We start from the raw sequence: 24929 nt of genomic DNA on the forward strand, positions 1-24929 counted from the left end.
CTTATTTGGCGGCCATGCGCAAGGCACCGTCGAGACGGATCACCTCGCCATTGAGCATGCTGTTTTCAATGATGTGGCGTACCAGCGCGGCATATTCGGCGGGCTTGCCCAGGCGTGGCGGGAACGGCACGCCAGCAGCCAGGGAGTCGCGCACCTCCGGGGTCATGCCGGCCATCATCGGGGTTTCGAAAATGCCCGGTGCAATGGTCATCACGCGGATACCAAAGCGCGCCAGTTCCCGTGCGGCAGGCAAGGTGAGGCTGGCGATCGCGCCCTTGGAGGCGGCGTACGCAGCCTGGCCGATCTGCCCATCGAATGCCGCCACCGAGGCGGTATTGATGATAACGCCGCGCTCGCCGTCGGCATTCGCCTCGGTTTCAGCGATAGCCGCAGCGGCCAGGCGCAGCAGGTTGAAGCTGCCGACCAGGTTGACGTTGATCACCTGGGCAAAGCTTGCCAGGCCGTGCGGGCCATTCTTGCCGAGGATCTTCTCGCCGCGCACCACACCCGCGCAGTTGACCAGGCCATGCAAGCCACCAAAGCCCTCGACCGCTGCCTTCACCGCCGCTTCTGCAGCGGCTTCCTGGCTGATGTCTGCTACGGCACTGCGGGCGTTGTCGCCCAGTTGCTCGGCCTTGGCGGCCACGGCGTCAGCGTTCATGTCCACCAGCATCACCTTGGCACCTGCGGCGACCAGCATTTCAGCCGTGGCCGCGCCGAGGCCCGACGCGCCGCCGCTGACCAGGAATACCTTGTTTTCAATCTGCATCGTTGTTTCCTTTTAAAGGGATCACGCCACGGCCGCCTGGGCCTTGGCTATTTCCTGATTGCGCAAAATAAAGCGTTGCAGCTTGCCGCTCGGGGTCTTGGGCAAGTCGCTGACAAATTCGATTTCCCGCGGGTACGCATGGGCGGCCAGGCGCTGACGCACATGCAGGCGCAACTCTTCAGCCAGCTCCGGGGTGGCACGGTATTGCTCACTGATCACCACAAAGGCTTTGACCAGCTCGGTGCGCTCCGGGCAAGGCTTGCCGACCACGGCAGCCTCGACCACCGCAGGGTGTTCCACCAACGCGCTTTCCACATCGAAAGGGCCCACGCGGTAGCCGGATGTAGTGATCACGTCGTCGCTGCGCCCGACAAAGCTGATGCTGCCGTCCGGGTTCAGCTCCACGGTGTCGCCGCTGAGGTAGTACTTGCCGACGAACGCCTTGGTTTTCACGCCGTCGTACCCGGCAAACCAGCACATAGGCGATTGCTCGCGGTCGATGGCTAGGATGCCGGGTTGGCCGGCTGGCAGCTCCTGATGGTTGTCATCCAGCACCACGATGCGATGCCCTGGCGAGGCAAAACCCGCCGAGCCGACATGCACCGGATGCGCCAAACCATGGTGATTGCACAGCACCATGCCCAGCTCGGTCTGGCCGTAATGGTCGTGGATGGTCACGCCAAGGTTGTCGGCGAACCAGCGGATCACCTCCGGGTTCAATGGCTCGCCGGCGCTGCTGACGATGCGCAGCTTGCCCTTGATCGAACGGGCGAACTGTTCGCCACCGGCAATCAACAGCCGATACGCCGTGGGCGAACCGGTCAGGTTGGTGATCGCGTATTTATTGATGACCCGGCAGGTGCTTTCCAGAGTGAACGGGCCATCGTAGAAAGTAATCGGGTGCCCCATGGACAACGGCCCGGTCACGCCGAAATAGATGCCATAGGCCCACCCAGGGTCGGCAACGTTCCAGAACGCGTCCTCGGGGCGCAAGTCCACGGCGTCGCGCATATAGCCCTGGAACGCGACGATGGCCTTGAGCGGTACCGACAGCGCCTTGGACGGGCCGGTGGTGCCGGAGGTGAACATCAGCAGAAACGGCTCCTCTGCGCCCAGCAGCACCGGCTCGCAGTGAGAAGAGTAATTGGGCAGTTCGGCCCAGAAGCTGTAGTCGCCCCGCACGATACCTTCGCCTTTGGCCCCGGCGACTGTGACGATGGTCGGGCAGTCGGCGACCTCCGCCAGCTTGGGACGGTTCACTGCATCGGTGACTACCAGCGCTGCGCCAGAGCTGTTCAAGCGATGTTCAATCGCTTTGGGTCCGAACGCGGTAAACAGCGGCTGATAGACCGCGCCGATGCGCCACGTCGCCAGCACGACCACCAACAATTCGGCAGTGCGAGGCAACAGGCCCGCCACTTTGTCACCGCGCTTGACGCCCTGGGCCAGCAGGAAGTTGGCGAAACGTGCGGCGTGCTCCTGCAGTTCGGTAAAGGTAGAGGTGGCGCTGCGCCCGTCCTTGCCCTCCCAGAACAACGCGATGCGCCCCGGCAGCGCGTGACGGTCACAGCATTCAACACAGGCATTGAGCGCCTGCAGATTGCCGGCCAGTGCGGCGTCGGCGGTATGCTGGTAATCAAACTCGGTAGTGGCAGCCAAATACTCACGCATCGCTTCCTATCCTTCTGTGTTTTTATTTTCAGGACGTTTACAACTCGATAAACCGCTGAAATAGTCGCTCCAGAGCGGCGCAGCGGCAATGGTCAAAGCCTTCAACTTGGCTGACTGGTTTGGCCAGTCCGTAGTGAACACGGGGGGCTTTTTCGCTTTTCTGTGGGAGCGGGCTTGCCCGCGAAGACGGTGGATCAGTCACCCCATCTGTCACTGCACCGCCGCTTTCGCAGGCAAGCCAGCTCCCACAGGGTTATCTATCGCCCACGGAATCAGCGCCAAGCGCAAATCTCTGCGGGAGCGGGCTTGCCCGCGAAGGCGGTGTGTCAGTTACCACCTCAGTCACTGAACCACCGGTTTGACACTCGCCTTGCGCTGGCCGAAGCTGTCCACTTTTAGCTGTCCAAGCTTTCGGACGCCTGCATGTCAAAGTCACGCCGTTACTCCATCATCGGCCTGTGCGCCCTGTTGCTGATCGTACTGATCACCTGGTTTTTCTCCCGTACCCCGGCAGTGGCCGTCGCCCCGGCCATCGCCCATGGCTATTCCAAGGCCTTGAAGCAGGCGCATAACGGCGAGCCAGGCGCCGCACGTGTGTTGTACCAACAGCTGGGCCGGCCGGACCTGTCGCCCGAGCGCCGCGCCGCCTTGCATGCTGAGCTGCCCAATTACCCCAGCCCCCAGGCGCTGAAGCTGGCCGATAAAGACCTGGCCAATGAATCGGCGCTGGTGCGCGAGGCCGCGATTCACAGCATCGTCGGGCTGGTGCCCACTGGCCAACGTACCTTGCTGCTCGGCCCGGTACTGGACGATCCAGAACAGCCGGTGCGCTTTGCCGCCGCCAACGCCTTGCTGGGCCTGTCCCCCGACACCCTGGGCCTGTACTTTGGCCCGCTGCAGCAGGTGCTCGACGAATTCGTTAAAACCCTGAAGGCTCAACCCGAAACCGCCGAAGGCTGGATTCAATTGGCGCGCCTGTACATCCACAGCGCTCTATTGCCGGAGGCGCAAAACGCCCTGGAGCAGGCAATGCGCTTGCAGCCGGACAACCTGCAAGCGGTGGTATCGCAAATCGAACTGCTGGACAAGCAAGGAAAGACTGACGAGTCGCGTCAACTGCTGGCCCGACAATTGGCTGCGCACCCCGAATCGGCCTACCTGCAACACGCTCTGGGCATGTGGCTGCTGCACCATGGCGAGCGGCCCTACGCCCTGCTCGGCTTGTCCAAGGCGGTGGAGCTTGCGCCGGACAACCCGGATTATCGCTACGACCTGGCCACGACCCTGCACGCCCAGGACGAAGTAGAGGCGGCCCAGCGCCAGTTGGAAGAAATCGTCCAGCGTCACCCCGCCAACCGCAAAGCCCGCGTGCTGCTGGTCAACTACTGGAAAGAGACCGGCCAGTTGCAGAACGTCCAAGTGCTGCTCGCTCAACTGGAGCAACAGAACCCGGATGATCCGGCGCTACAGCAGGGCCTCTGATCTGCGATCAGTTCAGCACTGCAAAAACTTGTAAAAGCAGCCTCTCTTCGTCCAAATCATTCAAAACGTTGAACCGCCAGTGGCCACTACGGTCAAGTGAATATGGCGCGTCCCATTCGGCGTGCCCCTCTACTTGTACGTGACCTGAGGGCACTTCTTGAGTACATCCAAACAGCTGTTGAGTGAAAAGGCGGCCACCGGCGTCGAAGGTCTTGATGACATTCTTGCCGGGGGGCTATCGCGAAGCCACGTGTTTTTGCTCGAAGGCGAACCCGGCACCGGTAAAACCACCGTGGCCCTGCATTTTCTGCGGGCCGGTGCGCAGAACGGCGAACGTTGCTTATATATCACCCTGTCCGAAACCGAGCACGAACTGCGCCAGGGTGCCAAATCCCACGGCTGGGACTTGGATGAGCATATTCATATCTTCGAGCTTACCCCTCCGGAAAGCCTGCTCAACGCCGATCACCAGCAAAGTCTGCTGTATTCCTCCGACCTGGAACTGGGTGAAGCCACCCGCCAGATCTTTGAAGTGGTAGAACGGGTCAAGCCGACCCGCGTGGTGGTCGACAGCCTGTCTGAGATCCGCCTTCTGGCGCAGAGCTCCTTGCGCTATCGCCGGCAGATCCTGGCGATCAAGCACTACTTCGTACGCTATGACGCCACCGTACTGCTGCTGGACGACCTGACCACCGAGTCCCTGGATAAAACCGTGCACAGCGTGGCCCACGGCGTGATTCGCCTGGAAGAACTGACCCCCACCTACGGTGCCGAGCGTCGGCGTATCCGCGTAGTGAAATACCGTGGTCAGAAATACCGTGGCGGCTTTCATGATTTCACCATCATGGGCGACGGCATTCACGTGTTCCCGCGCCTGGTAGCGGCCGAGCATCGCGGTGGTTATAACCGTCAAACCTTGAGCAGTGGCATCGAGGAGTTGGACTCTTTGCTCGGCGGTGGTATCGAGACCGGCTCCAGCAGCCTGATTCTCGGCCCGGCGGGCACCGGCAAGTCGCTGATCTCGATGATCTTCGCCGCCGCCGCCGTGGCGCGAGGCGAAAAGGCTGCGCTGTTTATCTTCGATGAAGAACTGGGCCTGCTGTTCGAGCGCATGAAAAACATGGGCATTGATCTCGCCGCTCTACGGGACACCGGCAACCTGCTGATCGAACAGGTAGACGCCGCTGAACTCTCCCCCGGCGAATTTTCGCACCGGGTTCGTCGCTGCGTGGATGAGCGCGGCATCAAGACGGTGGTCATCGACAGTATCAACGGCTACCAGGCCGCAATGCCTGAAGAAAACGCGTTGATCCTGCATATGCATGAGCTGTTGCTGTACCTCAACCGCCGCGGTGCCGCGACCTTCATGACGGTGGCCCAGCACGGCCTGGTGGGCGACATGCAGACCCCGGTCGACATCACCTACCTGGCTGACACCGTGATCCTGCTGCGTTACTTCGAGGCTCTGGGCAAAGTTCGCCGGGCCATTTCGATCATCAAGAAAAGGACTGGCTCCCATGAGTCGACTATCCGCGAATATCGCATCGGCAGCCGTGGCATGACCGTGGGTGTTCCCCTGGATAACTTCCAGGGTGTGCTGCGCGGCATTCCAACCTATATGGGCGCCGGCTCCCCTCTGCTCAAGGATGAGGGCTAGTGCCGGCCCTCTCCCCCATCTCCGAGCGCGCCATCGTGCTGGCGCCCATGGGCCGCGATGGTTCATTGGCGCTGATGATGCTTAACGAAGCCGGCTACAGCGGGATCGTCGCCAGCAACCTGGGACAAGTGTGCGAAGAACTGGCGCAAGGCGCCGGCCTGCTCATCATTGCCGCCGAGGCGCTGCGTGGCGTAGACCTTGAACCACTGCTCGAGCAATTGCACCAGCAGCCGGCGTGGTCCGACCTGCCGATCGTGCTGATGACCCATCATGGCGGCAAAGAGCAGAACGGCTCCACCCGGCTCAGTGGCTTGCTGGGCAACGTGACGTTTCTGGAGCGGCCTTTCCACCCCATTACCCTGATCAGCCTGGTGAGCGCCGCGCTGCGCGGTCGGCGTCGCCAATACGAAGCACGGGACCGGTTGATTGACTTGAGCGAGAGTGAACTGCGGCTGCAGCGCACCCTGGAAACGCTTGAACAGCAAGTGGAAGAACGCACGGCTCAACTGCGCCATAACGAAGAGGCTTTGCGCCAGTCGCAGAAAATGGAAGCCGTCGGCCAGTTGACCGGCGGTATCGCCCATGACTTCAACAATATGCTCACGGGCATTATCGGCAGCCTGGAACTGCTGCGCAGGCGGGTATCCCGAGGCAAGCTGGATGACTTGGACAGCCTGATCGACCTGGGTGTGACCTCCGCCAATCGCGCGGCCAGCCTCACACACCGGTTGCTGGCGTTTTCGCGCCGACAATCGCTTGACTCCAAGCCCGTGCAGATCAATCAACTGGTGGCAGCCATGGGCGAGTTGCTGCAACGCAGCATCAACGAAAGCATCAGCCTGGACATGCGTCTGAGCGATGCCCTGTGGACCGCCGAAGCCGACCCGAACCAGCTCGAAAGCGCCTTGCTCAACCTGGTGATCAACGCGCGCGACGCCATGCCCACGGGTGGCACGCTGACCGTGGAGACCACCAATCGCCACCTCGACAGTGTCTTTACCGCCGCCTACGGCACCTTGACCCCGGGCGACTACGTAGAGCTGAGTGTCAGCGACAACGGTTGCGGCATACCGCAACATCTGATGGGTCGCGTGTTCGATCCGTTTTTTACCACCAAACCCATCGGCCAAGGCACCGGTCTTGGGTTGTCGATGATCTACGGCTTCGCTCGTCAGTCTCGTGGGCATGTGACCATCCACAGCGAAGTCAACCAAGGCACGACGGTCAGCCTGTTTCTGCCGCGTTTCATTGGTGAGCCCCAGGCACAAGCGCCGCTCAACCCGACGCTGCTGCCGTTTGCCAATGCTGGGGAAACGGTATTGATTGTCGAGGATGACCCCGCGGTTCGGGTGCTGGTCAGCGCTGTGCTCAAAGAACTGGGGTATGGGTTTATCGAGGCTGGGGATGCGAATACGGCGGTGCCGATCATTGAATCCGAACAGCGCATCGACCTGATGATCAGCGATGTCGGCCTACCCGGTATGAACGGCCGGCAACTGGCGGAAATCGGCCGGCAGATTCGTCCTCAACTCAAGGTATTGTTCATCACCGGCTATGCCGAGCATGCCGCCGTGCGAGGGGGATTCCTGGATCCTGGCATGCAGTTGATCACCAAGCCGTTTACCTTCGATTTATTGACCGCCAAGGTCCGAGAAATGATCAGGGCCTGAGGCGGTCACGCCACCTAAAAAGAAGAGCGTCGAGATGCGCAGAGTCTCAAGTTGTGCGGTATTACGCCAATAACCGCTGGATATGCTCCTGCAGCGTATCCAGATCGAACGGCTTGGCCAGGATCGGCGCATTGCGCGTGATGGGGCTGTGGCAGTCCAGAATTTCCTGCGGGTACCCGCTGATAAAGATCACCTTCAGCTCCGGACGCAATTTGATTGCCGGCTCGGCAATCTGCACGCCCGAGATCCCACCCGGCAGGCGGTAATCGGTGACCATCAAGTCCAGGTGCGGTTTGGTCGCAAGGATTTCGAAGGCCTGCTCCCCGTCGATCGCCTTCAAGACCCGGTAGCCCAAGCCTGCCAGGTACTCGCCCAGCACAAACATAATGGATTCGTCGTCCTCGACGATCAGTACGACATCTTGTGCATCTTCACTCATGGGAAGCCTTTGTCCGGTCAATTGCTGCAGTTACGACCATGGGGTCACGCAGAGGTTGCGTCGGGGTGACGATTGATTTCACTCGGCCACTTCCAAAGGCAGGCATACCCGGAACAGGGCGCCCTCACCTATCTGACTCTCGACCTCAATCGTGCCGCCATGGGCCGCCACGATCTGCTCGGAAATAAACAGGCCCAGGCCCAGGCCGGCTGCGGAATGGTTGGCCGAAACCCGTTCGAACTGTTGGAAAATACGCTTCTGGTTCTCCTCGCTGATACCAATGCCATGGTCGCGTACCTCTACCCGCGCTTCGCCATGCTCGGTATACACCCGCACCTGCACCGGGCTCTTGGCTCCGTAGCGCAGGGCGTTGGTCAGCAGGTTGGTGATCACCTGCTCGATACGGAACTCATCCCAACAGCCTTGCACCGGGCTTTCGGCCTGCAATTGCATGGACGACTCGGCGGCTGCCACTTGCGGCGCGAAGTTATCCACCAGGTTGCGTACCAGTTGCGCCAGATCGATGCGTGCCGGGCGAATCGACAGCTTGCCGGTACGGATACGCGACACGTCGAGCATGTCCTCGATCAGGCGGATCAAGCTCTGGATCTGGCGCTCATCGCGGTCAACCATGGCGCGCATCTTGTCCAGGGTAAACGCCGCGGCGTTGTCCCGGGCCAGGTGCATCTTGCGCAGTTGGGTCTCCAGAATCAGCCCGTTGAGGGGCGTACGCACTTCGTGGGCGACAATCGACATGAAGTCGTCACGCATGCGCACCGCCTGTTCCAGCTCGGCCTGGGTGGCCTGCAGGCGCGTGAGCAACAGCTCCTGCTCACGGCGGCTGCGCTCCAGTTCTTCAACTTGCAGCTTCATCGCCTTGCTCTGCCGATACAGGTCGACGAACACATTGACCTTGCTCTTGATCGCATGGATATCCAGCGGCTTGTGCAGGAAGTCCACCGCGCCGCTTTCATAGCCCTTGAAGGCGTAGTTGAGTTCGCGGCCAGCGGCGCTGACGAACACGATGGGGATGTTCTTGGTCTTTTCGGTGCCGCGCATCAGTTCGGCCAGTTCGAAACCGTTCATGCCAGGCATCTGCACGTCGAGGATCGCCATGGCGAATTCATGTTCCAGCAACAGGGACAACGCCTCGTCGGCACTCAATGCCTTGAAGACCTGGCGATCCTCACGCTTGATCAGCGCCTCGAGGGCCAGCAGGTTTTCCGGCAGATCGTCGACGATCAGCAGTTTGGCCTGGACAGTACTTAACATGGGAAGGGTTCCAGGGAAGCCAGCAATGAGCCGATTCGGCTCAAGGAAAGAATATGGTCAGGTGTATGCAAGGCCAGAGCCGCCAGGGGCATGACGGCAATGCGTGCCTCTTGTGGGTCCTGCACGATGGTAATGCCACCCGATTGCTTGACGTGGGCCAGCCCGCTTGCGCCGTCCTGGTTGGCGCCAGTCAACAAAATGGCGAGCAGGCCCGGCCCATACACATCGGCCGCCGAGGAAAACAGGTAGTCGATGGCGGGTCTGGAATGGTGCACCCGGTCTTCCTGGCTCAGGGACAGGCTGCGGTCCTGCTCTACCGACAGGTGATAACCGGGCCCGGCAAAGTACAAGGTGCCCGCCTCCAGCGCTTCTTTGTCCCTCGCCTCCTTGACCGGGATGTTCAGGCGCCGGGCAAAGACTTCTGCCAGTTGGCTGCGGCGCTCGTCCGGCAGGTGCAGCACGGCAATGATCGGCAGCGCGAAGGTGCTCGGCAACTGGCCGAAAATACTCAGCAACGCCTCTACGCCGCCGGCGGACGCGCCGACGACGATGGCTTCGATCCCCGAAATCGGGGTGTCTGGCGCGTCGCTCATGATTTCCGGTAAATCCGTTCCTGCTTGACCAAGGGCTCGAATTGCTTGCTGTAGGCGGAAAAATCCAGGGTTTCCTTGCTGCCCAGCACCAAAAAGCCGCGATGACACAGCGACTCATGAAACAAGCCAAACGCTCGATCTTGCAATTTTTTATTGAAATAAATCAATACGTTACGACATGAAATTAATTGAGTTTCTGAGAATACGCTGTCGGTTGCCAGGCTGTGGTCGGCAAAGGTCACGTTCTCGCGCAATGTCTTGTCGAAGATCGCGTAATCGTAAGCCGCTGTGTAGTAGTCAGCAAATGAACGTTGCCCGCCGGCCTGCTGATAATTGGCGGTGTAGGCGCGCACGTTCTCCAGGGAAAAGATGCCCTGCTTGGCTTTATCCAGCGACGCGGGGTTGATGTCCGTGGCGTAGATGATGGTGCGTTCCAGCAAGCCTTCTTCACGCAGCAGGATGGCCATGGAGTACACCTCCTCGCCCGTGCTGCAGCCGGCAATCCAGATCTTGATCGACGGGTAGGTCTTGAGCAGCGGCACGACTTCCTGGCGAATCGCGAGGAAGTGCGACGGGTCGCGAAACATCTCGCTCACCGGAATGGTCAAGAATTGCAGCAACTGCATGAACGCGGCCGGGTCGTGCAACACGCGCTCTTGCAGTGCGGAAATGGTCGCGCAGTCGAACTGACGCAAGGCATGGGCCACACGGCGTTTGACCGACGCGCCCGAGTAGTCGCGAAAGTCATAGCTGTACTTGAGGTAAATCGCCTCGATCAACAGGCGCAGCTCAATATCGCTGCTCTTATCCAAGAAACACTGCTCCACTTAAATGCGTTCCATCTTCGGTAGCCATACCCGAATCAGTGAGAACAGGCGGTCCAGGTCAATCGGCTTGGCCAGGTAATCGTTTGAGCCTGCTGCCAGGCAACGTTCCTGATCGTCCTTCATGGCCTTGGCCGTCACGGCAATGATTGGCAGTTTTTTCCAGCGTGGGTCCTGGCGGATCAAGGCGGTGGCCTCGTAACCGTCCATCTCCGGCATCATCACGTCCATCAGCACCAGGTCGATATCGTCCACTTCATTGAGCTTGTCGATGGCTTCCTGGCCGTTACGCCCGATCACCACCACAGCGCCTTTGTGCTCCAGGGCGCTGGTCAGGGCGAAGATATTGCGTACGTCGTCGTCCACCAACAGGATTTTGCGTCCTTCGAAGACCTTGTCGCGGCTGCGGGCGGTCTTGAGCATCCTCTGGCGGTCATGGGACAACTGGGATTCGACTTTGTGCAGAAACAGCGTGACTTCATCCAGCAGACGCTCAGGCGAGCGCGCGCCCTTGATGATGATCGAGCGTGAATACTTGCGCAGCTCGGCCTCTTCATCCCGGGTCAGGTTACGCCCGGTATAGACGATTACTGGCGGGAACGAGCAGATGTCCTCGGTGGCCATACGCTTGAGCAGCTCGTTGCCGAGCATGTCCGGCAGCTTGAGGTCGATGATCATGCAGTCGTAGATAGTGGTGCGCAGCAGGTCGAGGGCTTCCTGGGCAAAGCCTACGGCGGTGATCTCGATGTCATCGTCGCCGATCAGGCGGGCAATGCTGTCGCGCTGCAGGTCATCGTCTTCGACCAGCAGGATGCGCTTGACCTTCTGGGTCAACTTGGCTTCCAGGCGCGCAAACACGTCCTTGAGCTCTTCGCGGGTAGTGGGCTTGACGGCATAACCGATGGCGCCCATGTGCATGGCGGCTTCGACGCGGTCTTCCACGGAAATCACATGCACGGGGATATGGCGCGTGTTGGCGTGTTCCTTGAGGCGTTGCAGCACGGTCAGCCCGGAATGGTCTGGCAGGCGCATGTCCAGCAGGATCGCGTCGGGGATGTACTGCTCGGCAAGGCTATAGCCCTCGTCGGCACCGTGGGCTACCAGGCAGTGGTAACCCAGTTCGTGAGCGAGGTCGAACAGGATTCGCGCAAAATTCGGCTCGTCTTCCACCACCAGGATGCAGCGGGTGCTGAACGGTGCTTTTTCTCGGTCGTCGGCAAAGCGTGGGATCACCTTGGCGTCGGCCACCGGCAATGGCGACACCTTGACAGGCGCCGGTGCCGGCGCGACCACCACTTGGCGCGGTGGCTCGATCGGCGCCGCGTCCTCGTCGCGTTCGACATACTGTTCAGGCAGTACAAGCGTGAAAATACTGCCTTTTCCCGGTTCGCTGGTCACACTGATATAGCCGCCCAGCAAGGTGGCCAGGTCACGGGAAATCGACAAGCCCAGGCCAGTACCGCCGTAACGGCGATTGGTGGTGCCGTCGGCCTGACGGAAGGCTTCGAAGATGCTTTCCTGTTGATCCGGGGCGATACCTATGCCGGAATCGCGCACGGTAAAGGCAATGCCTTCCCCCGGCGCGCGGGACACCGACAGGCTGACCTCGCCCTGTTCGGTGAACTTGATGGCGTTGGACAACAGGTTCTTGAGGATCTGCTCCAGGCGTTGGCGATCAGTAAACAGCAGGGTTGGCGAGCCTTGCTGCACGTCCACCTGGAAGCCCAGTTTGCGGTCCATTGCCAGCGGCTCGAACATGCCGCGCAGGCCATCCACCAGGCGTTCGACGCTAGCGTTTTCCGGGCGCACTTCCAGCTTGCCGGCTTCGACCTTGGAAATATCCAGGATGTCGTTGATCAGGTTGAGCAAGTCATTGCCGGCTGAATAGATCGATTCGGCAAACTTGACCTGCTCGGCGCTGAGGTTTTCCTGGGGGTTATCTGCCAGCAGTTTGGCCAGGATCAGCGAGCTGTTCAGCGGTGTGCGCAGCTCGTGAGACATGTTGGCCAGGAATTCGGACTTGTACTTGCTGGAGCGCTGCAGCTCATCGGCGCGGTCTTCCAGCTCCAGTTGGGCCTGGTTCAGCTCGATGTTCTTGCGGTCCATGGCGTCGCGCTGTTCGGCCAGGGTCTGGGTCTGTTCGGCGAGTTGCTCGTTGGTCTGCTCCAGCTCAGCCTGCTGGGTTTCCAGGTGGGCCTGGGATTCCTTGAGAATGCGCGACTGTTCTTCCAGCTCTTCGTTGGCGGTCTTGAGCTCTTCCTGCTGTACTTGCAGTTCTTCGTTGAGCTGCTGGGTCTCGGCCAGCACTTCCTGCAAGCGCTGGCGATAGCGCGCGGCTTCGATGGAGGTGCCGATATTGCCGGCGATCAGTTCCAGCAGTTCGATATCACGCTCATCCAGCGGGCGCAGGAAACCCAGCTCGACCACGCCATTGACACGGTCATCATCGCTGGTTGGCACCACCAATACGCTGCGGGCGGCCCCTTCACCGAGGCCGGAACTGACCTTGAAGTAATCCACCGGCACATCGTCCAGGCGAATCAGGCGATCGCGCTGGGCGGCCTGCCCGACGATGCCTTCGTCGCTGTAGATCGACTGTTCCTGTTGTTCCTGCTCGCGGGAGAAGCCATACGTGGCCACACGCTTGAGGCCGCCGTGTTCTTCGCGCACGTACAGTGCGGCGACGGCCGAGCCCATGTACTGGGCGAAGAACTGCAGGATATTGCGTCCCAGCATGTTCAGGGTCAGTTGGCCAAGCACTTGCTCGGCCAGCTCGGTCTGGCCATTGCGCAGCCAGGCGGTTTGCTCCAGGCGCCGTGCAATCTTCTGTTGTGACGCGAGGTTTGCGCTGTAACTCTTTGAAAGTGAAATTAAATTCTTCCTGCCGATGTAGGCCAGAAAACCACTCAGCCCCAGTACAAACGCCAGGTACAACGTGACACTGATCACCGTCGTGCGGGTAACCTCTGCGTTACGGGTGATACGGAACTGTTGTTCCATCGCCACCGCGTCCTCATATTCCTTGCGAATTTCATCGGTGAGCCGCTTGCCCCGGCCCGCCTTGACCGCGCCCCGGTAATCACCGCTGTTGCGCTGCAGCTCAATCATCGACTGTGCGTAGTTGTTCCATTCGGTTTGCAAGGTTTCCAAGCGCTTGAGTCGGTCGACCTGCTGCGGGTTGTCGGCCACAAGATCCTGCAAATTGCGCAGGTCGGCAATGATCCGCGGCTTGGCCACTTCGTACGGATCAAGGAAGTGCTCGTCACCGGTGATCAGGAACCCGCGCATACCCGTTTCCAGGTCAACCGTCAGTTTGGACGTCTCATTGAGGTTGTTAATGACGCGGTCGGTGTGCTCCACCCACTGGATCACCGAGAGCAAATAGGTAATCAGGCAGACGAAAAACACCGCGCTGAGCACGCCCACGCCCAAGGGCAGGGCCACGTTTCGGCTCAGCAAGGTACGAAAGCTTTTTTCATCGACGGACGACGCGGGTGTCATGGGCATGCCTTGGCCAAATGCGGGAAAACCGCAAGTTTGCCCGAATAACATCGCTCAACGCTATGTTTGTGCGTTGATTGGCAGCGAATGCGGTCTAGCTCATGGCGCCTGCACCTTGGTGAGTCAGCACGCAAGCGGACGGGACTTTTTGCGCCGCTAAGGTCACAATGCCAGCAATTGCTTCGGAACTTGCTGGCATTGTTATTACTCACAATCTAGTTGCCTTTAAGCCCAGCGCTCTCACTGTTCAGGAAAGTTCACTATGTCCCACACCTCCACCATCCTTGTAGTCGAAGACGACGCCATCGTGCGCATGCTGATCGTCGATGTCCTCGAAGAGTTGGAGTTCAAGGTGCTCGAAGCCGCGGATGCTGGGGAAGCACTGGCGCAGGTGCAAAATACCGACCAGATCATCGACCTGATGATGACCGACGTTGGCCTGCCCGACATGGACGGCAAACAACTGGCAACCAAGGTCCGCGAACTGCGCGCTACCCTGCCTATCCTGTTTGCCAGCGGCTATGCCGAAAACATTGATGTGCCCGACGGCATGCAGGTGATTGGCAAGCCGTTTTCGATCGATCAGTTGCGTGACAAAGTCAAATCCATGCTCTAACGCCCCTTCCTCATGGTCCTTTGCAGAGATTAACGTGACGACCGGCCAATAAAACAGGAAACTCAGCGCCTTCACGCCACGCTCTCAGATAGCACTCAGGAAGGACGCAACAACATGATTGGAAAACCGACGCGCCTGCTGTTGGCGAGCCTCTCGATACTCATGAGCTCCGGCGCCTGGGCTGACTTCACCGCAAGCCCCAGCGAAGCCAGGGCCATTGCCAAGGAAGCCTACTTGTACGGCTTCCCGGTGGTGCAGATGTACAAGACGCTCTACACCCAGGCCGTTGATAAAGGCGGTGCCCACTTCAAGGCGCCGTTCAACCGTATCGAAAACAGCGCCCAGGTGCTCACCCCCAAGGACAACGCAGTTACCACCCCGAACGTCGACACGCCCTACTCGTTCGTGTGGATGGACTTGCGCAAAGAGCCGCTGGTGCTGACCCTGCCCAAGATTGAAGACAACCGCTATTACTCGGTGCAATTGATCGATCTCTATACGCAGAATTTCGCCTACCTGGGCACCCGCAGTACCGGCAATAACGGCGGGCACTACATGATCGCCGGGCCAGACTGGAAAGGTCAGCAGCCGGTGGACATCGACCGTGTGGTCTACAGCGAAAGCAACATCGCCTACGCCCTTTACCGCACTCAACTGTTTGACGACAAAGACCTGAGCAAGGTCAAGCAGATCCAGAGCGGCTACAAGGTGCAGGCGCTGAGCAGCTATGTGAAGCAACCCGCCCCCGCCAACGTGCCGAAGATCCAATGGCCCAAGCCGATGTCGACGATGACCGAAGGCCCGCAGCTGTTTCGCTACCTGAACTTCATGCTGGCCTTCGCCGCGCCCCAGGACAATGAAAAAGATCTGCTGGCGCGCTTTGCCAGGATCGGTATTGCCCCGGGCGCGCCGTTCAAAATCAACCAGTTGACCGCCGAGCAGCGCAAGGCTCTGGAAGACGGCATCGCCGATGGCCGCGCTGAATTCGCCGCGTTCAAGAAGGCCAAGGTCGACACCCACCAAGTAACCGGCGCAGACCTGTACGGCAGCCGCGATCACCTGCAAAACAACTACCTGTACCGCTACGCCGGTGCCGAGCTGGGGATGTTCGGCAACTCCAGTGATGAAGCCGCGCACTTGAGCTACGTCATCGACAGCGAGGGCAAACCGGCCAATGGTGCACGCCACAGCTACAACGTGCATTTTGCCAAGGACCAGTTGCCGCCGGCTGATGCGTTCTGGTCGCTGACGATGTACGACGCCAAGACCAAACTGCTGGTGCCAAACCACAAGAAGCGCTACCTGATCAACTCGCAGATGTTGCCGAGCCTCAAGCTCGACGCAGAGGGTGGCTCGACCCTGGCATTGCAACACCACGAGCCACCCAAGGCTGAGCAGAGCAACTGGTTGCCAGCCCCTCCCGGCCCGTTCTATGCGGTCTTGCGCATTTACCTGCCCAAGCCTGAAGTCGCTAGCGGCCAGTGGAAGCTACCAGCGTTGACGCCGCTTAAATAAGCTCGGCGAATAAAAAAAGCGCGACGGGCGATGACCCGCCGCGCTTTTTTTTGACTCAGTGTTTTTTCAGTTTCACGTAGGACTGGTGCAGGTCTGACGCCCAACCGTCGATGACGCTTTTTACATCGTCGGCCTTCATCACTTGGGAGTCATTAGCCAGCGGCTTGCCGGTGCCTTTGCGCACCACTTGGGCCAGCACTTTATGAGTGGCGCCATCGAGGAACTGCGCCTCGGTGCCCAGGGTGGTTTCCTGGTCGCGAATGCCGGTGCCCGTGCTCACTGCCGCAGCCACCAGGGCGACGGGAATAAACTCATATGGCTTGAGACTCTCGGTCTTGCTGCTCACGGCGGTAATCGCCGCTCTCACAACAATTACCCCTGGGCCTGGGGCATTGGCCACGGGCAGTGACTGACCCAGCTCGCGCTTGAGCGCCTGGTTGTAATAGTCATTGATGCCCCGCAACGTGCTCTCGGGAATTCGGGAAGTGGCCTGGGGCTTGGGGTAAAACTGGGTAGGCTCGATGTAGACCGCGGTGTAGCGGCTCAGGTCCAGCTGTGGATCAACCCAGCGCATCACCTCAGCCCCCGACGGTGACTTGGCTTCCTTGAGCTGACTGTAGTTGGAAAGAAACCCTGAATACTCATCCGGCTGCACCACCTTGCTGGCGCAACCGGCCATGCCTAGCGAGGCAACACACAGTGTGCTGACCATTAGCCTTAGTTTCATCAATTAAACTCCCTGGCGACCACTATCGTAAGAGTGAGTGGTAGGTATAGCACCTTATTAACGCCAGAGATGGCGAAGGAGGTCGCCTCCCTCGCCGCAGGTTATTGTCGTCTGTTCTAGCTCTGATTGGCCGCCGTCGTCGCTGGAAAATATGACACGGCTGAACGATGAGCCGCGCGCTTGTTAACGTAGGCGCCGTAATCGACGTGCCACTCCTTCGACTTGGGTAGTTGGCTCTTATCCAACTTCACCTCCATGGGTTCATTCAGGCGGTCTTGTTGCAAGGTCAGGTAGACGGCAATGCCCTTGCCCAGAGGCGTACGCACGAAGAACACGACTTCTTGTCCTGCATCAACGTCAGGAATCGCTGGCGCGGTAAGGGTGATCGTGTTTTCGTTCTCGGTAATTTCAGCAGCTGGCAAATCATCGAAGCTAAGAAACTCGTATGCATTTGACATTTGGCAACCCTCGTCATCCAAGTGGGCCAAGGCTGCAACACGCAGGCTTGGCCCACCTATTAACGGCTGTGGGATGCGCGTCGTCTACTGTCATAAACAACAGGTCTATACGTGCTTGGACGGTATGTCGAACTCGGGATGTTCTGCTAGAAGACGCGGCCATTGCATTGCAAACCAGGGCGTAAATAACGCCTGACTCTGTGCAAGTTGGGCGGATATGTCGGCTCGGGTCTGCCACTTGACCTCGCTGACTTCGTCGGCAGCGGGAGAAACTTCAGCGTCCGTTTGAGCAACCAGCACATGGCAGAGTTCGTGCTCCGCACCGACAGATCCGAAGCGCGCGTGGTACTCAAAGCTGTACAGAGAGCGGCAGGAAGCCCAGACGCCTAACTCTTCGTGTAGACGACGGGACGCCGCCTCCAGAATAGTCTCGCCAGGTGCAGGATGACTGCAGCAAGCATTCGACCAAAAACCAGGCCAAAGCATTTTACCTGCCGCACGACGCTGAACCAGATGACGGCCACTGCTGTCGATCAAATGCACTGAAAAAGCGCGATGAAGCCGTCCGTTCCCCAGGTGTGCATCGCGTTTGCCACACACTCCGATCGGTCTATCTTGCGCATCAACTAACACTACATCATGGGTCATTGTGTATGTTCCTAAGTGCAATGATGTGCGCCCCCGCACAGTATCAAGCTAGAGGACGCGTCCCCAGGCACTGACTAACGTCAAGGCGGCGTCGGTGAACGTTGGATCGGCACGCAGCATGGCCATGGCATCCAGCTCTGCCTGGGTGAGTAACCCAAGTTCCAACAATGCAGGCCCTGCCTGCGCGGTGGTTGCCGCCCAGAAGGCATCTGCCGGGCTGTTGTCGCCGATTCGGCCTTCGAGGGTGCGATGCCCCACGTTGACAAGCCCCCGGTCACGTAGCCGATCAGGCAGTCGATCGGCCCAGAACATGTCAGACCCGATGGACTGCTCCAACAGTGTGATTCCGGCCTGGGCGACTTTGCGCAGCAACGGGTTCGTCGTTCTGAGGCTCGGTTGCAGGCTCACATCTTCGATCACCAACCAGCCTCCGGGACGTAACCAAGTGGCGGCTCGCGTCACTATCTCCTCGCGGTCAGTGAGGTGGCACAGCAACGCCCGGGCGTGCACCACGTCAAACGATGCGGCAGGAAAATCATCGGTCGTGACATTGTGGGTCATCACCTTGATGCCGGGAATGTCGACCAGGAAGCGAGTATCGATATCCGTGGCGGTAACCGTTGCGTCGGGATATCGCTGGCTCAACCAGCCGGCGAGCGATCCGGCACCGGCGCCCAGATCAAGGATGGCGGGCGCGTCCGGCAGATCCAATCGTTCAAAAACCTTATGGCTTAACGGGTCAAAGGCGCGCTCCAAGGTTTGCAACCTCGCCAATTGGCCTGCGTGTTGGTCCGCGAGATAGCTGCGGGTGTAGCCGGGTTGCTCGGTGGAAACAGATGTGGTCAAAGCACGACCTCCAATTGATCAGGGCAGCGATTGAGAAACCCGCGCTCTTCGGGCTTGAACCCCGGAGCCCAGCGCAGGTTGGGAAAGGTCTGCAGCAGCATGCGCGCGCCAATCGTGATCTCCATCCGAGCGAGCATGGAGCCCAGGCAGAAGTGGCGCCCCGCTCCGAAAGCGAAATGGCTGGTCGCCTGTTCGGCGCGCAACATATTGAAGGTGTCCGGGTCGCTGAACCGGGCCGGATCACGATTGGCTGAACCGATCAGGCAGGCCAGGGTTGCGCCACCAGGAATTGTTCCCGACGGCAGTTGCAGCGGTTCAGTCGCCTCCCGAAGTACAAGTTGCAAAGGCGGGTTGCGTCGCAGGGTTTCGGTGAGGGCGTTGTCCATCAGTGCTGGATCAGCGATCACCGCCTCTTTCACGCCAGGTTCGCTCAACAGGTTGACGATCAGATTCGCCAGGGCGCCGTGACTGGTCTCGCTGCCTGCCGTCATCAGGATCGCGCAATAGGACCGTACAAAGGACTCGGACAACGGCTGGTCGTCGATACGTGCCGCCAGAAGTTGTGAAATCAAGTCGTCCTTGGGTTCTATACGCCGAGCGTCGATGTAGGGCTGGATAAAGTCGTAAAAACTGTCCCGGTTGGATAACCCGCCGGTCAACAGTGCTGGGTCCTGACGATAGTTGCCCATGTACGCGAAGCCGATGGCACACCAACGCTTGAGCCGCTCCACCTCCTCTCGTGTGTGTGCCGGGAGGCCCAATGCATGAGCCATCACTCGCACCGGCAGCGCAGCGGTGAAATCGGCAATCAGGTCGACCTGAGGCCGGCCCTGCATACGCGCCAGCAAGTCTGCGGTCACTGCGGTGACAGACGCTTCGAGCGCCACCAGCGCCTTGCTGCGAAACGACGGGGTGAGCAATGCTCGGTGCTGGGCGTGTTCGCAGCCGTCCATGGTCACAATGGTGTGCCCCAGCAGCGGCCCAATCTGCCAGGTGTAGTTGCGATTGCTTGCCCCTGGGTGGGTCAACGCGGCTTTGACATCCACATGCCGACTGACCAGCCAAACATCGGTGGGCTCGTCGTACGCGATCGGCAGTGTGGTGCGTAAACGCTCATACAAGGGGTACGGGTCGATTTCGAACTGGCGGGACTTGAGGGTCGGCGGAGTCAGCGCCAGGTCCACTTGTCGGCTGTGCTGTACCGCGCACCCATCGGCCTGTAGGTGATAGCGCGAAACGCTGCGATGCCAGTCCCCCGCCGCCCGGACAACCTGACGCAACCGGTCCGGATCGGTCGCAGCGCACGGCGGGTAATGGGCATGCTCGGTAGCGGCTGCCGTGAATTGAGCAACTGCCGTGTTGACCATCTGATGGGCTGCTTCTATCGCGCCAGGCCAGTCCAGGCCGGCGGTGTGCCCGAGTATCGACACCAGATTGAAGCGCTCGCCACACACCACATCTTTGGCAACCGAGTGGATATCGTTCGTCCACGCAATGATATCGGCAGCGTGCTTACGCAACCTGCTCCATGTTTCCACCTGCGCAGGATGCACGTGCGGGTCCAGGGCTTCGGCACCATCGATCAGATCAAAAAAGAACAGGGCGCCGAAGGAATCCCGGCGCAACGGCAGATACTCAGCCAGGGCGAGCGCCGTATCGGTTTCTCGCATGCGTACCTGCGCCGCCTGCGCGCGCAGATGCTGGATCAAGTGCCCCGCCAGCCTCTGCCGCCAAGGCCCGCTGCCCCAACGCTGGGTCTCGGGCCACAAGTCATCGACCAGAACAGCCAGCATCGGGTCCTCGAACCGGTCGCGTTCACGTGACGGCACAGCATCGCCGCTGTCGGTCAACGCCTGCACGGCGGCGATGAAATGCTCCAGCGCGCCGTTTTCCGCCCAGGGTCCGTCATCAATACGGTCATCCAGCGTAAGCGCCCACAGGTACCAGCACACCAGAGTCTGCGCTCGGTGCGTGGGCGCCCGCCCGCACAATGCTATTCCCAGGTCGAGCAGTGCCGTGGTGGTCAACCGATGCGCGCCACGCCTGCCGATCAAACCGTATCGCTGCGCCCAAGCAAGCGCATGCGCACGCAGCCGTTCAGTGTCGGCACGCGGCGGTGCAACGGCGAAAGGTAGCTGGATATCGGGAATCGTGAGCGGCGCCGGTGACGAATGACTGTTGTGGCGGGTATCGGTGTCGCCTTCACAGTGTTGCGGTGCCATGAAAAGCTCCTCTGGAATCAAACTTTCAGTAGGGCTGACCTTATTTGAAATCAAAAACTCTGGATGTGAGAGGTATCCGAAGGTCACTCGGCAATGGCGGTCTTTCGGCGTAGGGGAAAACGGAGCGTCGCCATCATGAGCGCTCAGGGGCTGCTCGGTCGTTCGTGCTGATTAGATATGGGGTTTTCAGCAAAATATACTGTCATTTCTCACAGGTATGGACGAGTCGCTCAGCACCGGACGATGACCGATCACCCACGTTGCTTGAACTGTTCCGGTGAATGGGTCGGCAACTGCGTATGACTCATCAGCCTCGAGTGGGTAAGGTGAAGGCTCATCCTTTTTCAGGAGCACCCTATGCGCACCATCGGCCTTATCGGCGGCATGAGCTGGGAGTCCAGCGCCCAGTATTACCGCCTTATAAACCAGCGCGTGCGCGACCATCTTGGCCCGCTGCGCTCGGCGCAAGTGTTGATGTACAGCGTAGATTTCGGCCCGGTGGAACAGGCTCAGCATGCCGGGCGTTGGGACGATGCCGCGCTGATCCTGGAAGATGCCGCACGGCGCTTGCAGGCCGGGGGCGCTGATTGTGTGGTGCTGTGTACCAACACCATGCACTTGGTGGCACCGCGTATTGAGGCGGCGGTGTCGATCCCCTTCCTGCATATTGCTGATGCCACGGCGGCGGCGGCTCTGGAGGCCGGGACCCTGACGGTAGGCTTGCTGGGTACCGCATTCACCATGGAGCAGGACTTCCTCAAGTCCCGCCTTGCCGCCCAGGGGCTTACCGTGCTGGTGCCAGACGCGGATGAACGCCAGGAGGTGCACCGAATCATCTATGAAGAACTGTGCGTGGGCATCATCAGTGACGCGTCACGCCAGGTGTATCAGCGGGTGATCCAGGCACTCGCTGCACAAGGCGCCCAGGCGATCATCCTCGGCTGTACGGAAATCTGCTTGCTGATCCAGCCCGAACACAGCGCCCTGCCGCTGCTGGACACCACCGCGTTGCATGCGCAGGCCGCAGTGGGGTTTGCCTTAGAGGCTTAGGTATCTACACAACTTTGTGGTCCTTACCTGAACGGGTATGTACTCGGTCTGATCCAACATCCTGGCGGGGCTGTCAGACCGCTTTCGCGGGCAAGCCCCAATGCCAGTCAGTTAAGCGGTCATCGCCTACTGTAGGAGCGAGCTTGTTCGCGAAAAACGTCAACGATAACGCGCGCTTCCTGAATAAACGCGGCGCCTGTGAGTTTTTCGCGAGCAAGCTCGCTCCTACAAAAAGCCCTTAACTGACTGGCATTGGGGCAAGCCAGCTCCCACAGTTTTACAGGATCAAGCCGACGTGCGCAGGCGCGCCATGCTGAAGGTGTCGACAAACACACCATCACGCAGGGCATAGTCGCGCAACCGCCCTTCCACTTCAAAGCCGAACTTGCGGTACAGGTTGTGCGCCGCTTCGTTGTCGGCGTAGACCGTCAGTTCCACACGGCGCAGGTTCATCCAGTTGTCGGCTACCTCCAACGCGGCCGCCAACAGCCGCGAACCGACACCCTTGCCCTGCCAGGCGGGCGCCACGCCCATCCCCAATGAGCCAACGTGGCTCTGGCGTACACGCAAGTACTGCTCAAGCCCCAATTGGCCAATCACCTCAGTGCCCTGCACCGCCACCAGTTGCAGGCGCCGCTCGTTATCCATCACCAGGCGCTTGCGCCACATCTCAACAGACTGAAAAGGCATTTGCAGCACCTGACGACAAACAGCCGGTTCGTTGTAGAGCGCGGCGACGCCCTCCAGGTGGGCCTCGGTAAAACGCTGGATCACGATAGACGGTTCAGGTGGGTGCATTGCATTTCATCCTTTGAAAGACAAGTGGCGGGCCAGTGTAGAGGCTAAGCGCCTGACTGACGAGCCGGGAATTTTCCCACTGGCCGACCAGCACCATCCTGCATCTGAACGATGGCGATCCATATGCGCAGCGCCGATACTCTGCCCAGGCCCTGCCCCGTCAACCCGACGCTTCGGCCTTCACCCTGTGACGAGAACAACAAAAAAGTCCCACAGAGGAACACCCATGAGCCGTTTTGATCACTCGGGCCTGTTACAGGCCTTCAGCACCCTGACGCTGGACCTGCAACGACTGGCCCAACATCAGGACATCGAACACTTCCAGCGCCATGCCCTGGCACGCGTCAGCCAATTGCTGGCCTTCGACAGTGCCTGGTGGGGACGCTCGGCTGTCATCAACGGTCTGCCGCAAGAGCACAACAGCTACCTCTATCAGTTGCCACCCGACTACCTGGCGGACTGGCAGTCGATCCGCCATCTGGACGTTACCGTTGCACGGGTGCATGCCTCGCCTGGCGAGGCAGTAATTATCGATATGCGCGACCCCGCCAACGGCAGCGCCTTGAATTGGTTGGGGCAACGCCACGGCCTGGGTGAATTGCTGTGTGTGATCCATATCGACCCGCAAACCCACCTCAGTCATCACCTGACGCTCTACCGCCAGCCCACTGCGCCCGCGTTCAACGCGCAGGATTGCCAGTTGCTCAATAACCTGATGCTGCATCTGGTGGCGGCGGTCTCGGCAAACCAGATCCGCACCTTGGTGGCCATGCGCGAAACCCTGGCCAGCCCGCGCAATCTGGCCCTGGCGGTGTGCGACCCACGGGGCGTGTTGCAATGCGCCGAGCGCGGTTTTGTCGACCTGCTGCTCAGCGAATGGCCGCAATGGCGTGGCCCCACCCTGCCGGTGTTGCTGGATGAGCGCGGGCATGACGGCAAGCGCATCCATATCCAGGCGTCACCGGTGGGCGACCAATTGCTGTTGGCCGCGCGCCTCAACCGCGCCCTGCCCCAGCTCAGCCCACGGGAAAACGACGTAGCCCAAGGGTTTGGCGAGGGCAAGACCTACAAGGAAGTGGCCCGCGACCTTGGCCTCTCACCCAACACCGTGCGTCACCATATCCGCGCCATCTACGCCAAGCTCGGCGTCAAGGACAAGGCGCGCATAGCGCACCTGGTGCACGCCCCGCCCGACTGACCCTGCCCGTTTCTCCCACGGTTTGCCACGGTCGTTTTTACGGTCTCGGGCTGCTGTTGCCCATTTTCCGGCCTTCTCTGACACGAGACGCTTCGTCATGACTTCCACACGCTTACGTAACCTGGCAGTGCTGTGCGCCAGCCTGTTCAGCCTCGACAGCCAGGCTGCCGACCTCAACGCCCGCGACTTTTTCGCCGCTCCACCAGGCACCCGCCTGGGTGTGCTGTACCTGCCCGCCACCCGTGCCGGCGATTTCCATGGCCCCGCCGACAGCACCGGCAAGGCCGACCTCAGGGTCAACGCCGTGGCTTACCGCCAGGTGTATTTCACCGACGCCTGCGGCACGTTGTGCACGCCGCAATTCATCCTGCCCTTTGCCGACATCAGCGCACGCCTGCCCGGCGCCAACCAGCGCAGCCGCGAGCGCGGCATGGGCGATCCACAGGTGGGCGGCACGCTGTTTTTCGTCAACGATCCGGCTTCGCGCACTTATAGCGGTTTGTTGAGCCTGATCACCGTGCCGGTGGGTGAGTACCACAGTCAAAACCCGGACGTCTCTCCCGGTGCCAATCGCTGGGGCGCCACCTTTGTCTACAACTACACCCACGGCATCGGCGAAAACTGGGTACTGGAAGCCAACCTGGAAGCCCAGCTCTATGGCCGCAATGACGATTACTTTAGCAGCGAACTCAAGCAAGCCCCGCTGTATCGCCTGCAGGCTTTTGCCTCGTATGACTTCAGCGCCGCCACTTACGGTGCACTGCGCCTGATCCAGGCCGACGGTGGCGCCCTGCGCCTCAACAACCGCCGCCTCGACGACACCCACAAGCGCTACACCCAAGTCGGCTTCGAACTCGGGCATTGGCTCGACCGGCAGAACCAACTGATGGTCAGCCTTTCGCAAAGCGTTGCGGCTTCCAATGGCTATGCCGGCACCGAAGCGCTGTTGCGCCTGGTGCATGTGTTCTGACCC

General features: G+C 60.1%; 21 protein-coding genes. 8 read left to right on the forward strand and 13 right to left on the reverse strand.

Features of this window, described 5'->3' with window-relative positions:
* Position 1: 1 nt before the first annotated feature.
* Together HBO10_RS22020 and HBO10_RS22025 are read right to left on the reverse strand one after the other, a co-directional pair.
* A complete protein-coding gene (locus HBO10_RS22020) occupies positions 2-769 on the reverse strand; it encodes an SDR family NAD(P)-dependent oxidoreductase (protein WP_034127454.1) in 768 nt (255 codons plus the stop codon).
* Positions 770-790: 21 nt separating this feature from the next.
* The gene (locus tag HBO10_RS22025; protein ID WP_034127455.1) at positions 791-2440 is read right to left on the reverse strand and encodes an AMP-binding protein; all 1650 of its coding nucleotides are present in this window, start codon (positions 2438-2440) and stop codon (positions 791-793) included.
* A gap of 423 nt (positions 2441-2863) precedes the next feature.
* Between HBO10_RS22025 and HBO10_RS22030 the strand changes: the two genes are divergently transcribed.
* The 3 genes from HBO10_RS22030 to HBO10_RS22040 all read left to right on the forward strand — a co-directional run bounded on the left by HBO10_RS22030 (position 2864) and on the right by HBO10_RS22040 (position 7249).
* Positions 2864-3922, forward strand: a complete 1059-nt coding sequence (locus HBO10_RS22030; RefSeq protein WP_034127456.1) for a tetratricopeptide repeat protein — start codon at positions 2864-2866, stop codon at positions 3920-3922.
* Between the two features lie 157 nt (positions 3923-4079).
* The gene (locus HBO10_RS22035; protein WP_034127457.1) at positions 4080-5579 is read left to right on the forward strand and encodes an ATPase domain-containing protein; all 1500 of its coding nucleotides are present in this window, start codon (positions 4080-4082) and stop codon (positions 5577-5579) included.
* Positions 5579-7249: an ATP-binding protein gene (locus HBO10_RS22040; protein ID WP_034127458.1), complete on the forward strand. Its 1671-nt coding sequence runs from the start codon at positions 5579-5581 to the stop codon at positions 7247-7249. Before HBO10_RS22035 ends, HBO10_RS22040 begins: the two co-directional genes overlap by 1 nt.
* A gap of 61 nt (positions 7250-7310) precedes the next feature.
* Here HBO10_RS22040 and HBO10_RS22045 read toward each other — a convergent pair whose 3' ends face one another.
* The 5 genes from HBO10_RS22045 to HBO10_RS22065 form a co-directional block, all read right to left on the reverse strand.
* Entirely contained in the window at positions 7311-7688 is a 378-nt protein-coding gene (locus HBO10_RS22045; protein WP_032897270.1) for a response regulator, read from the reverse strand.
* Positions 7689-7766: 78 nt separating this feature from the next.
* A complete protein-coding gene (locus HBO10_RS22050) occupies positions 7767-8960 on the reverse strand; it encodes a hybrid sensor histidine kinase/response regulator (protein WP_169922108.1) in 1194 nt (397 codons plus the stop codon).
* Positions 8954-9553: a chemotaxis protein CheB gene (locus tag HBO10_RS22055; RefSeq protein ID WP_034127460.1), complete on the reverse strand. Its 600-nt coding sequence runs from the start codon at positions 9551-9553 to the stop codon at positions 8954-8956. Before HBO10_RS22055 ends, HBO10_RS22050 begins: the two co-directional genes overlap by 7 nt.
* A complete protein-coding gene (locus HBO10_RS22060; protein ID WP_014718485.1) occupies positions 9550-10365 on the reverse strand; it encodes a protein-glutamate O-methyltransferase CheR in 816 nt (271 codons plus the stop codon). Before HBO10_RS22060 ends, HBO10_RS22055 begins: the two co-directional genes overlap by 4 nt.
* A 15-nt stretch (positions 10366-10380) precedes the next feature.
* Positions 10381-13878 (reverse strand): response regulator, encoded by a 3498-nt coding sequence (locus HBO10_RS22065; RefSeq protein ID WP_169922109.1) that lies wholly within the window; start codon positions 13876-13878, stop codon positions 10381-10383.
* A 262-nt stretch (positions 13879-14140) separates the two neighbouring features.
* On the opposite strand from HBO10_RS22065, the gene HBO10_RS22070 reads away from it, so the two are divergent.
* Positions 14141-14494 carry a response regulator gene (locus tag HBO10_RS22070; RefSeq protein WP_034127462.1) on the forward strand — a complete coding sequence of 118 codons (354 nt, stop codon included), beginning with the start codon at positions 14141-14143 and terminating at the stop codon, positions 14492-14494.
* Between the two features lie 114 nt (positions 14495-14608).
* Complete coding sequence (locus HBO10_RS22075; RefSeq protein WP_034127463.1) at positions 14609-16009, forward strand: DUF1254 domain-containing protein; 1401 nt, start codon at positions 14609-14611, stop codon at positions 16007-16009.
* Between the two features lie 55 nt (positions 16010-16064).
* Here the strand turns inward: HBO10_RS22075 and HBO10_RS22080 are convergent, their stop codons facing one another.
* The 5 genes from HBO10_RS22080 to HBO10_RS22100 all read right to left on the reverse strand — a co-directional run bounded on the left by HBO10_RS22080 (position 16065) and on the right by HBO10_RS22100 (position 20910).
* On the reverse strand, positions 16065-16736 hold the full coding sequence (locus HBO10_RS22080) for a DUF3313 domain-containing protein (protein ID WP_034127464.1): 672 nt from the start codon (positions 16734-16736) through the stop codon (positions 16065-16067).
* Between the two features lie 116 nt (positions 16737-16852).
* A complete protein-coding gene (locus HBO10_RS22085; protein WP_034127465.1) occupies positions 16853-17194 on the reverse strand; it encodes a hypothetical protein in 342 nt (113 codons plus the stop codon).
* Positions 17195-17299: 105 nt separating this feature from the next.
* Positions 17300-17842, reverse strand: coding sequence for an isopentenyl-diphosphate Delta-isomerase (idi, locus tag HBO10_RS22090; protein WP_080757692.1), 543 nt, complete (start codon positions 17840-17842; stop codon positions 17300-17302).
* A 48-nt stretch (positions 17843-17890) separates the two neighbouring features.
* Positions 17891-18688, reverse strand: coding sequence for a class I SAM-dependent methyltransferase (locus tag HBO10_RS22095; protein ID WP_034127466.1), 798 nt, complete (start codon positions 18686-18688; stop codon positions 17891-17893).
* Positions 18685-20910, reverse strand: a complete 2226-nt coding sequence (locus tag HBO10_RS22100; RefSeq protein WP_034127467.1) for a cytochrome P450 — start codon at positions 20908-20910, stop codon at positions 18685-18687. Before HBO10_RS22100 ends, HBO10_RS22095 begins: the two co-directional genes overlap by 4 nt.
* A gap of 357 nt (positions 20911-21267) precedes the next feature.
* Here HBO10_RS22100 and HBO10_RS22105 point away from each other — a divergent pair, with 357 nt between their 5' ends.
* Positions 21268-21960: an aspartate/glutamate racemase family protein gene (locus HBO10_RS22105; RefSeq protein ID WP_034127468.1), complete on the forward strand. Its 693-nt coding sequence runs from the start codon at positions 21268-21270 to the stop codon at positions 21958-21960.
* Positions 21961-22245: 285 nt separating this feature from the next.
* Here the strand turns inward: HBO10_RS22105 and HBO10_RS22110 are convergent, their stop codons facing one another.
* Positions 22246-22758 (reverse strand): GNAT family N-acetyltransferase, encoded by a 513-nt coding sequence (locus HBO10_RS22110; protein WP_034127469.1) that lies wholly within the window; start codon positions 22756-22758, stop codon positions 22246-22248.
* Between the two features lie 226 nt (positions 22759-22984).
* Here HBO10_RS22110 and HBO10_RS22115 point away from each other — a divergent pair, with 226 nt between their 5' ends.
* Together HBO10_RS22115 and HBO10_RS22120 are read left to right on the forward strand one after the other, a co-directional pair.
* Positions 22985-23956, forward strand: coding sequence for a helix-turn-helix transcriptional regulator (locus HBO10_RS22115; RefSeq protein ID WP_034127470.1), 972 nt, complete (start codon positions 22985-22987; stop codon positions 23954-23956).
* Between the two features lie 97 nt (positions 23957-24053).
* Entirely contained in the window at positions 24054-24926 is an 873-nt protein-coding gene (locus tag HBO10_RS22120; RefSeq protein ID WP_034127471.1) for a transporter, read from the forward strand.
* The last annotated feature ends 3 nt before the right edge of the window (positions 24927-24929 follow it).

The organism is Pseudomonas sp. WS 5503 (genome assembly GCF_012985385.1).
GTDB lineage: Bacteria > Pseudomonadota > Gammaproteobacteria > Pseudomonadales > Pseudomonadaceae > Aquipseudomonas > Aquipseudomonas paracarnis.

What these genes read in the sequence shown, in the direction of transcription:
- HBO10_RS22020 (WP_034127454.1), bottom strand. Translation starts at nt 769, where the DNA reads ATGCAGATTGAAAACAAGGTATTCCTGGTCAGCGGCGGCGCGTCGGGC.
- HBO10_RS22025 (WP_034127455.1), bottom strand. Translation starts at nt 2,440, where the DNA reads ATGCGTGAGTATTTGGCTGCCACTACCGAGTTTGATTACCAGCATACC.
- HBO10_RS22030 (WP_034127456.1), top strand. Translation starts at nt 2,864, where the DNA reads ATGTCAAAGTCACGCCGTTACTCCATCATCGGCCTGTGCGCCCTGTTG.
- HBO10_RS22045 (WP_032897270.1), bottom strand. Translation starts at nt 7,688, where the DNA reads ATGAGTGAAGATGCACAAGATGTCGTACTGATCGTCGAGGACGACGAA.
- HBO10_RS22050 (WP_169922108.1), bottom strand. Translation starts at nt 8,960, where the DNA reads ATGTTAAGTACTGTCCAGGCCAAACTGCTGATCGTCGACGATCTGCCG.
- HBO10_RS22055 (WP_034127460.1), bottom strand. Translation starts at nt 9,553, where the DNA reads ATGAGCGACGCGCCAGACACCCCGATTTCGGGGATCGAAGCCATCGTC.
- HBO10_RS22065 (WP_169922109.1), bottom strand. Translation starts at nt 13,878, where the DNA reads ATGACACCCGCGTCGTCCGTCGATGAAAAAAGCTTTCGTACCTTGCTG.
- HBO10_RS22070 (WP_034127462.1), top strand. Translation starts at nt 14,141, where the DNA reads ATGTCCCACACCTCCACCATCCTTGTAGTCGAAGACGACGCCATCGTG.
- HBO10_RS22075 (WP_034127463.1), top strand. Translation starts at nt 14,609, where the DNA reads ATGATTGGAAAACCGACGCGCCTGCTGTTGGCGAGCCTCTCGATACTC.
- HBO10_RS22080 (WP_034127464.1), bottom strand. Translation starts at nt 16,736, where the DNA reads ATGAAACTAAGGCTAATGGTCAGCACACTGTGTGTTGCCTCGCTAGGC.
- HBO10_RS22085 (WP_034127465.1), bottom strand. Translation starts at nt 17,194, where the DNA reads ATGTCAAATGCATACGAGTTTCTTAGCTTCGATGATTTGCCAGCTGCT.
- idi (WP_080757692.1), bottom strand. Translation starts at nt 17,842, where the DNA reads ATGACCCATGATGTAGTGTTAGTTGATGCGCAAGATAGACCGATCGGA.
- HBO10_RS22100 (WP_034127467.1), bottom strand. Translation starts at nt 20,910, where the DNA reads ATGGCACCGCAACACTGTGAAGGCGACACCGATACCCGCCACAACAGT.
- HBO10_RS22105 (WP_034127468.1), top strand. Translation starts at nt 21,268, where the DNA reads ATGCGCACCATCGGCCTTATCGGCGGCATGAGCTGGGAGTCCAGCGCC.
- HBO10_RS22110 (WP_034127469.1), bottom strand. Translation starts at nt 22,758, where the DNA reads ATGCACCCACCTGAACCGTCTATCGTGATCCAGCGTTTTACCGAGGCC.
- HBO10_RS22115 (WP_034127470.1), top strand. Translation starts at nt 22,985, where the DNA reads ATGAGCCGTTTTGATCACTCGGGCCTGTTACAGGCCTTCAGCACCCTG.
- HBO10_RS22120 (WP_034127471.1), top strand. Translation starts at nt 24,054, where the DNA reads ATGACTTCCACACGCTTACGTAACCTGGCAGTGCTGTGCGCCAGCCTG.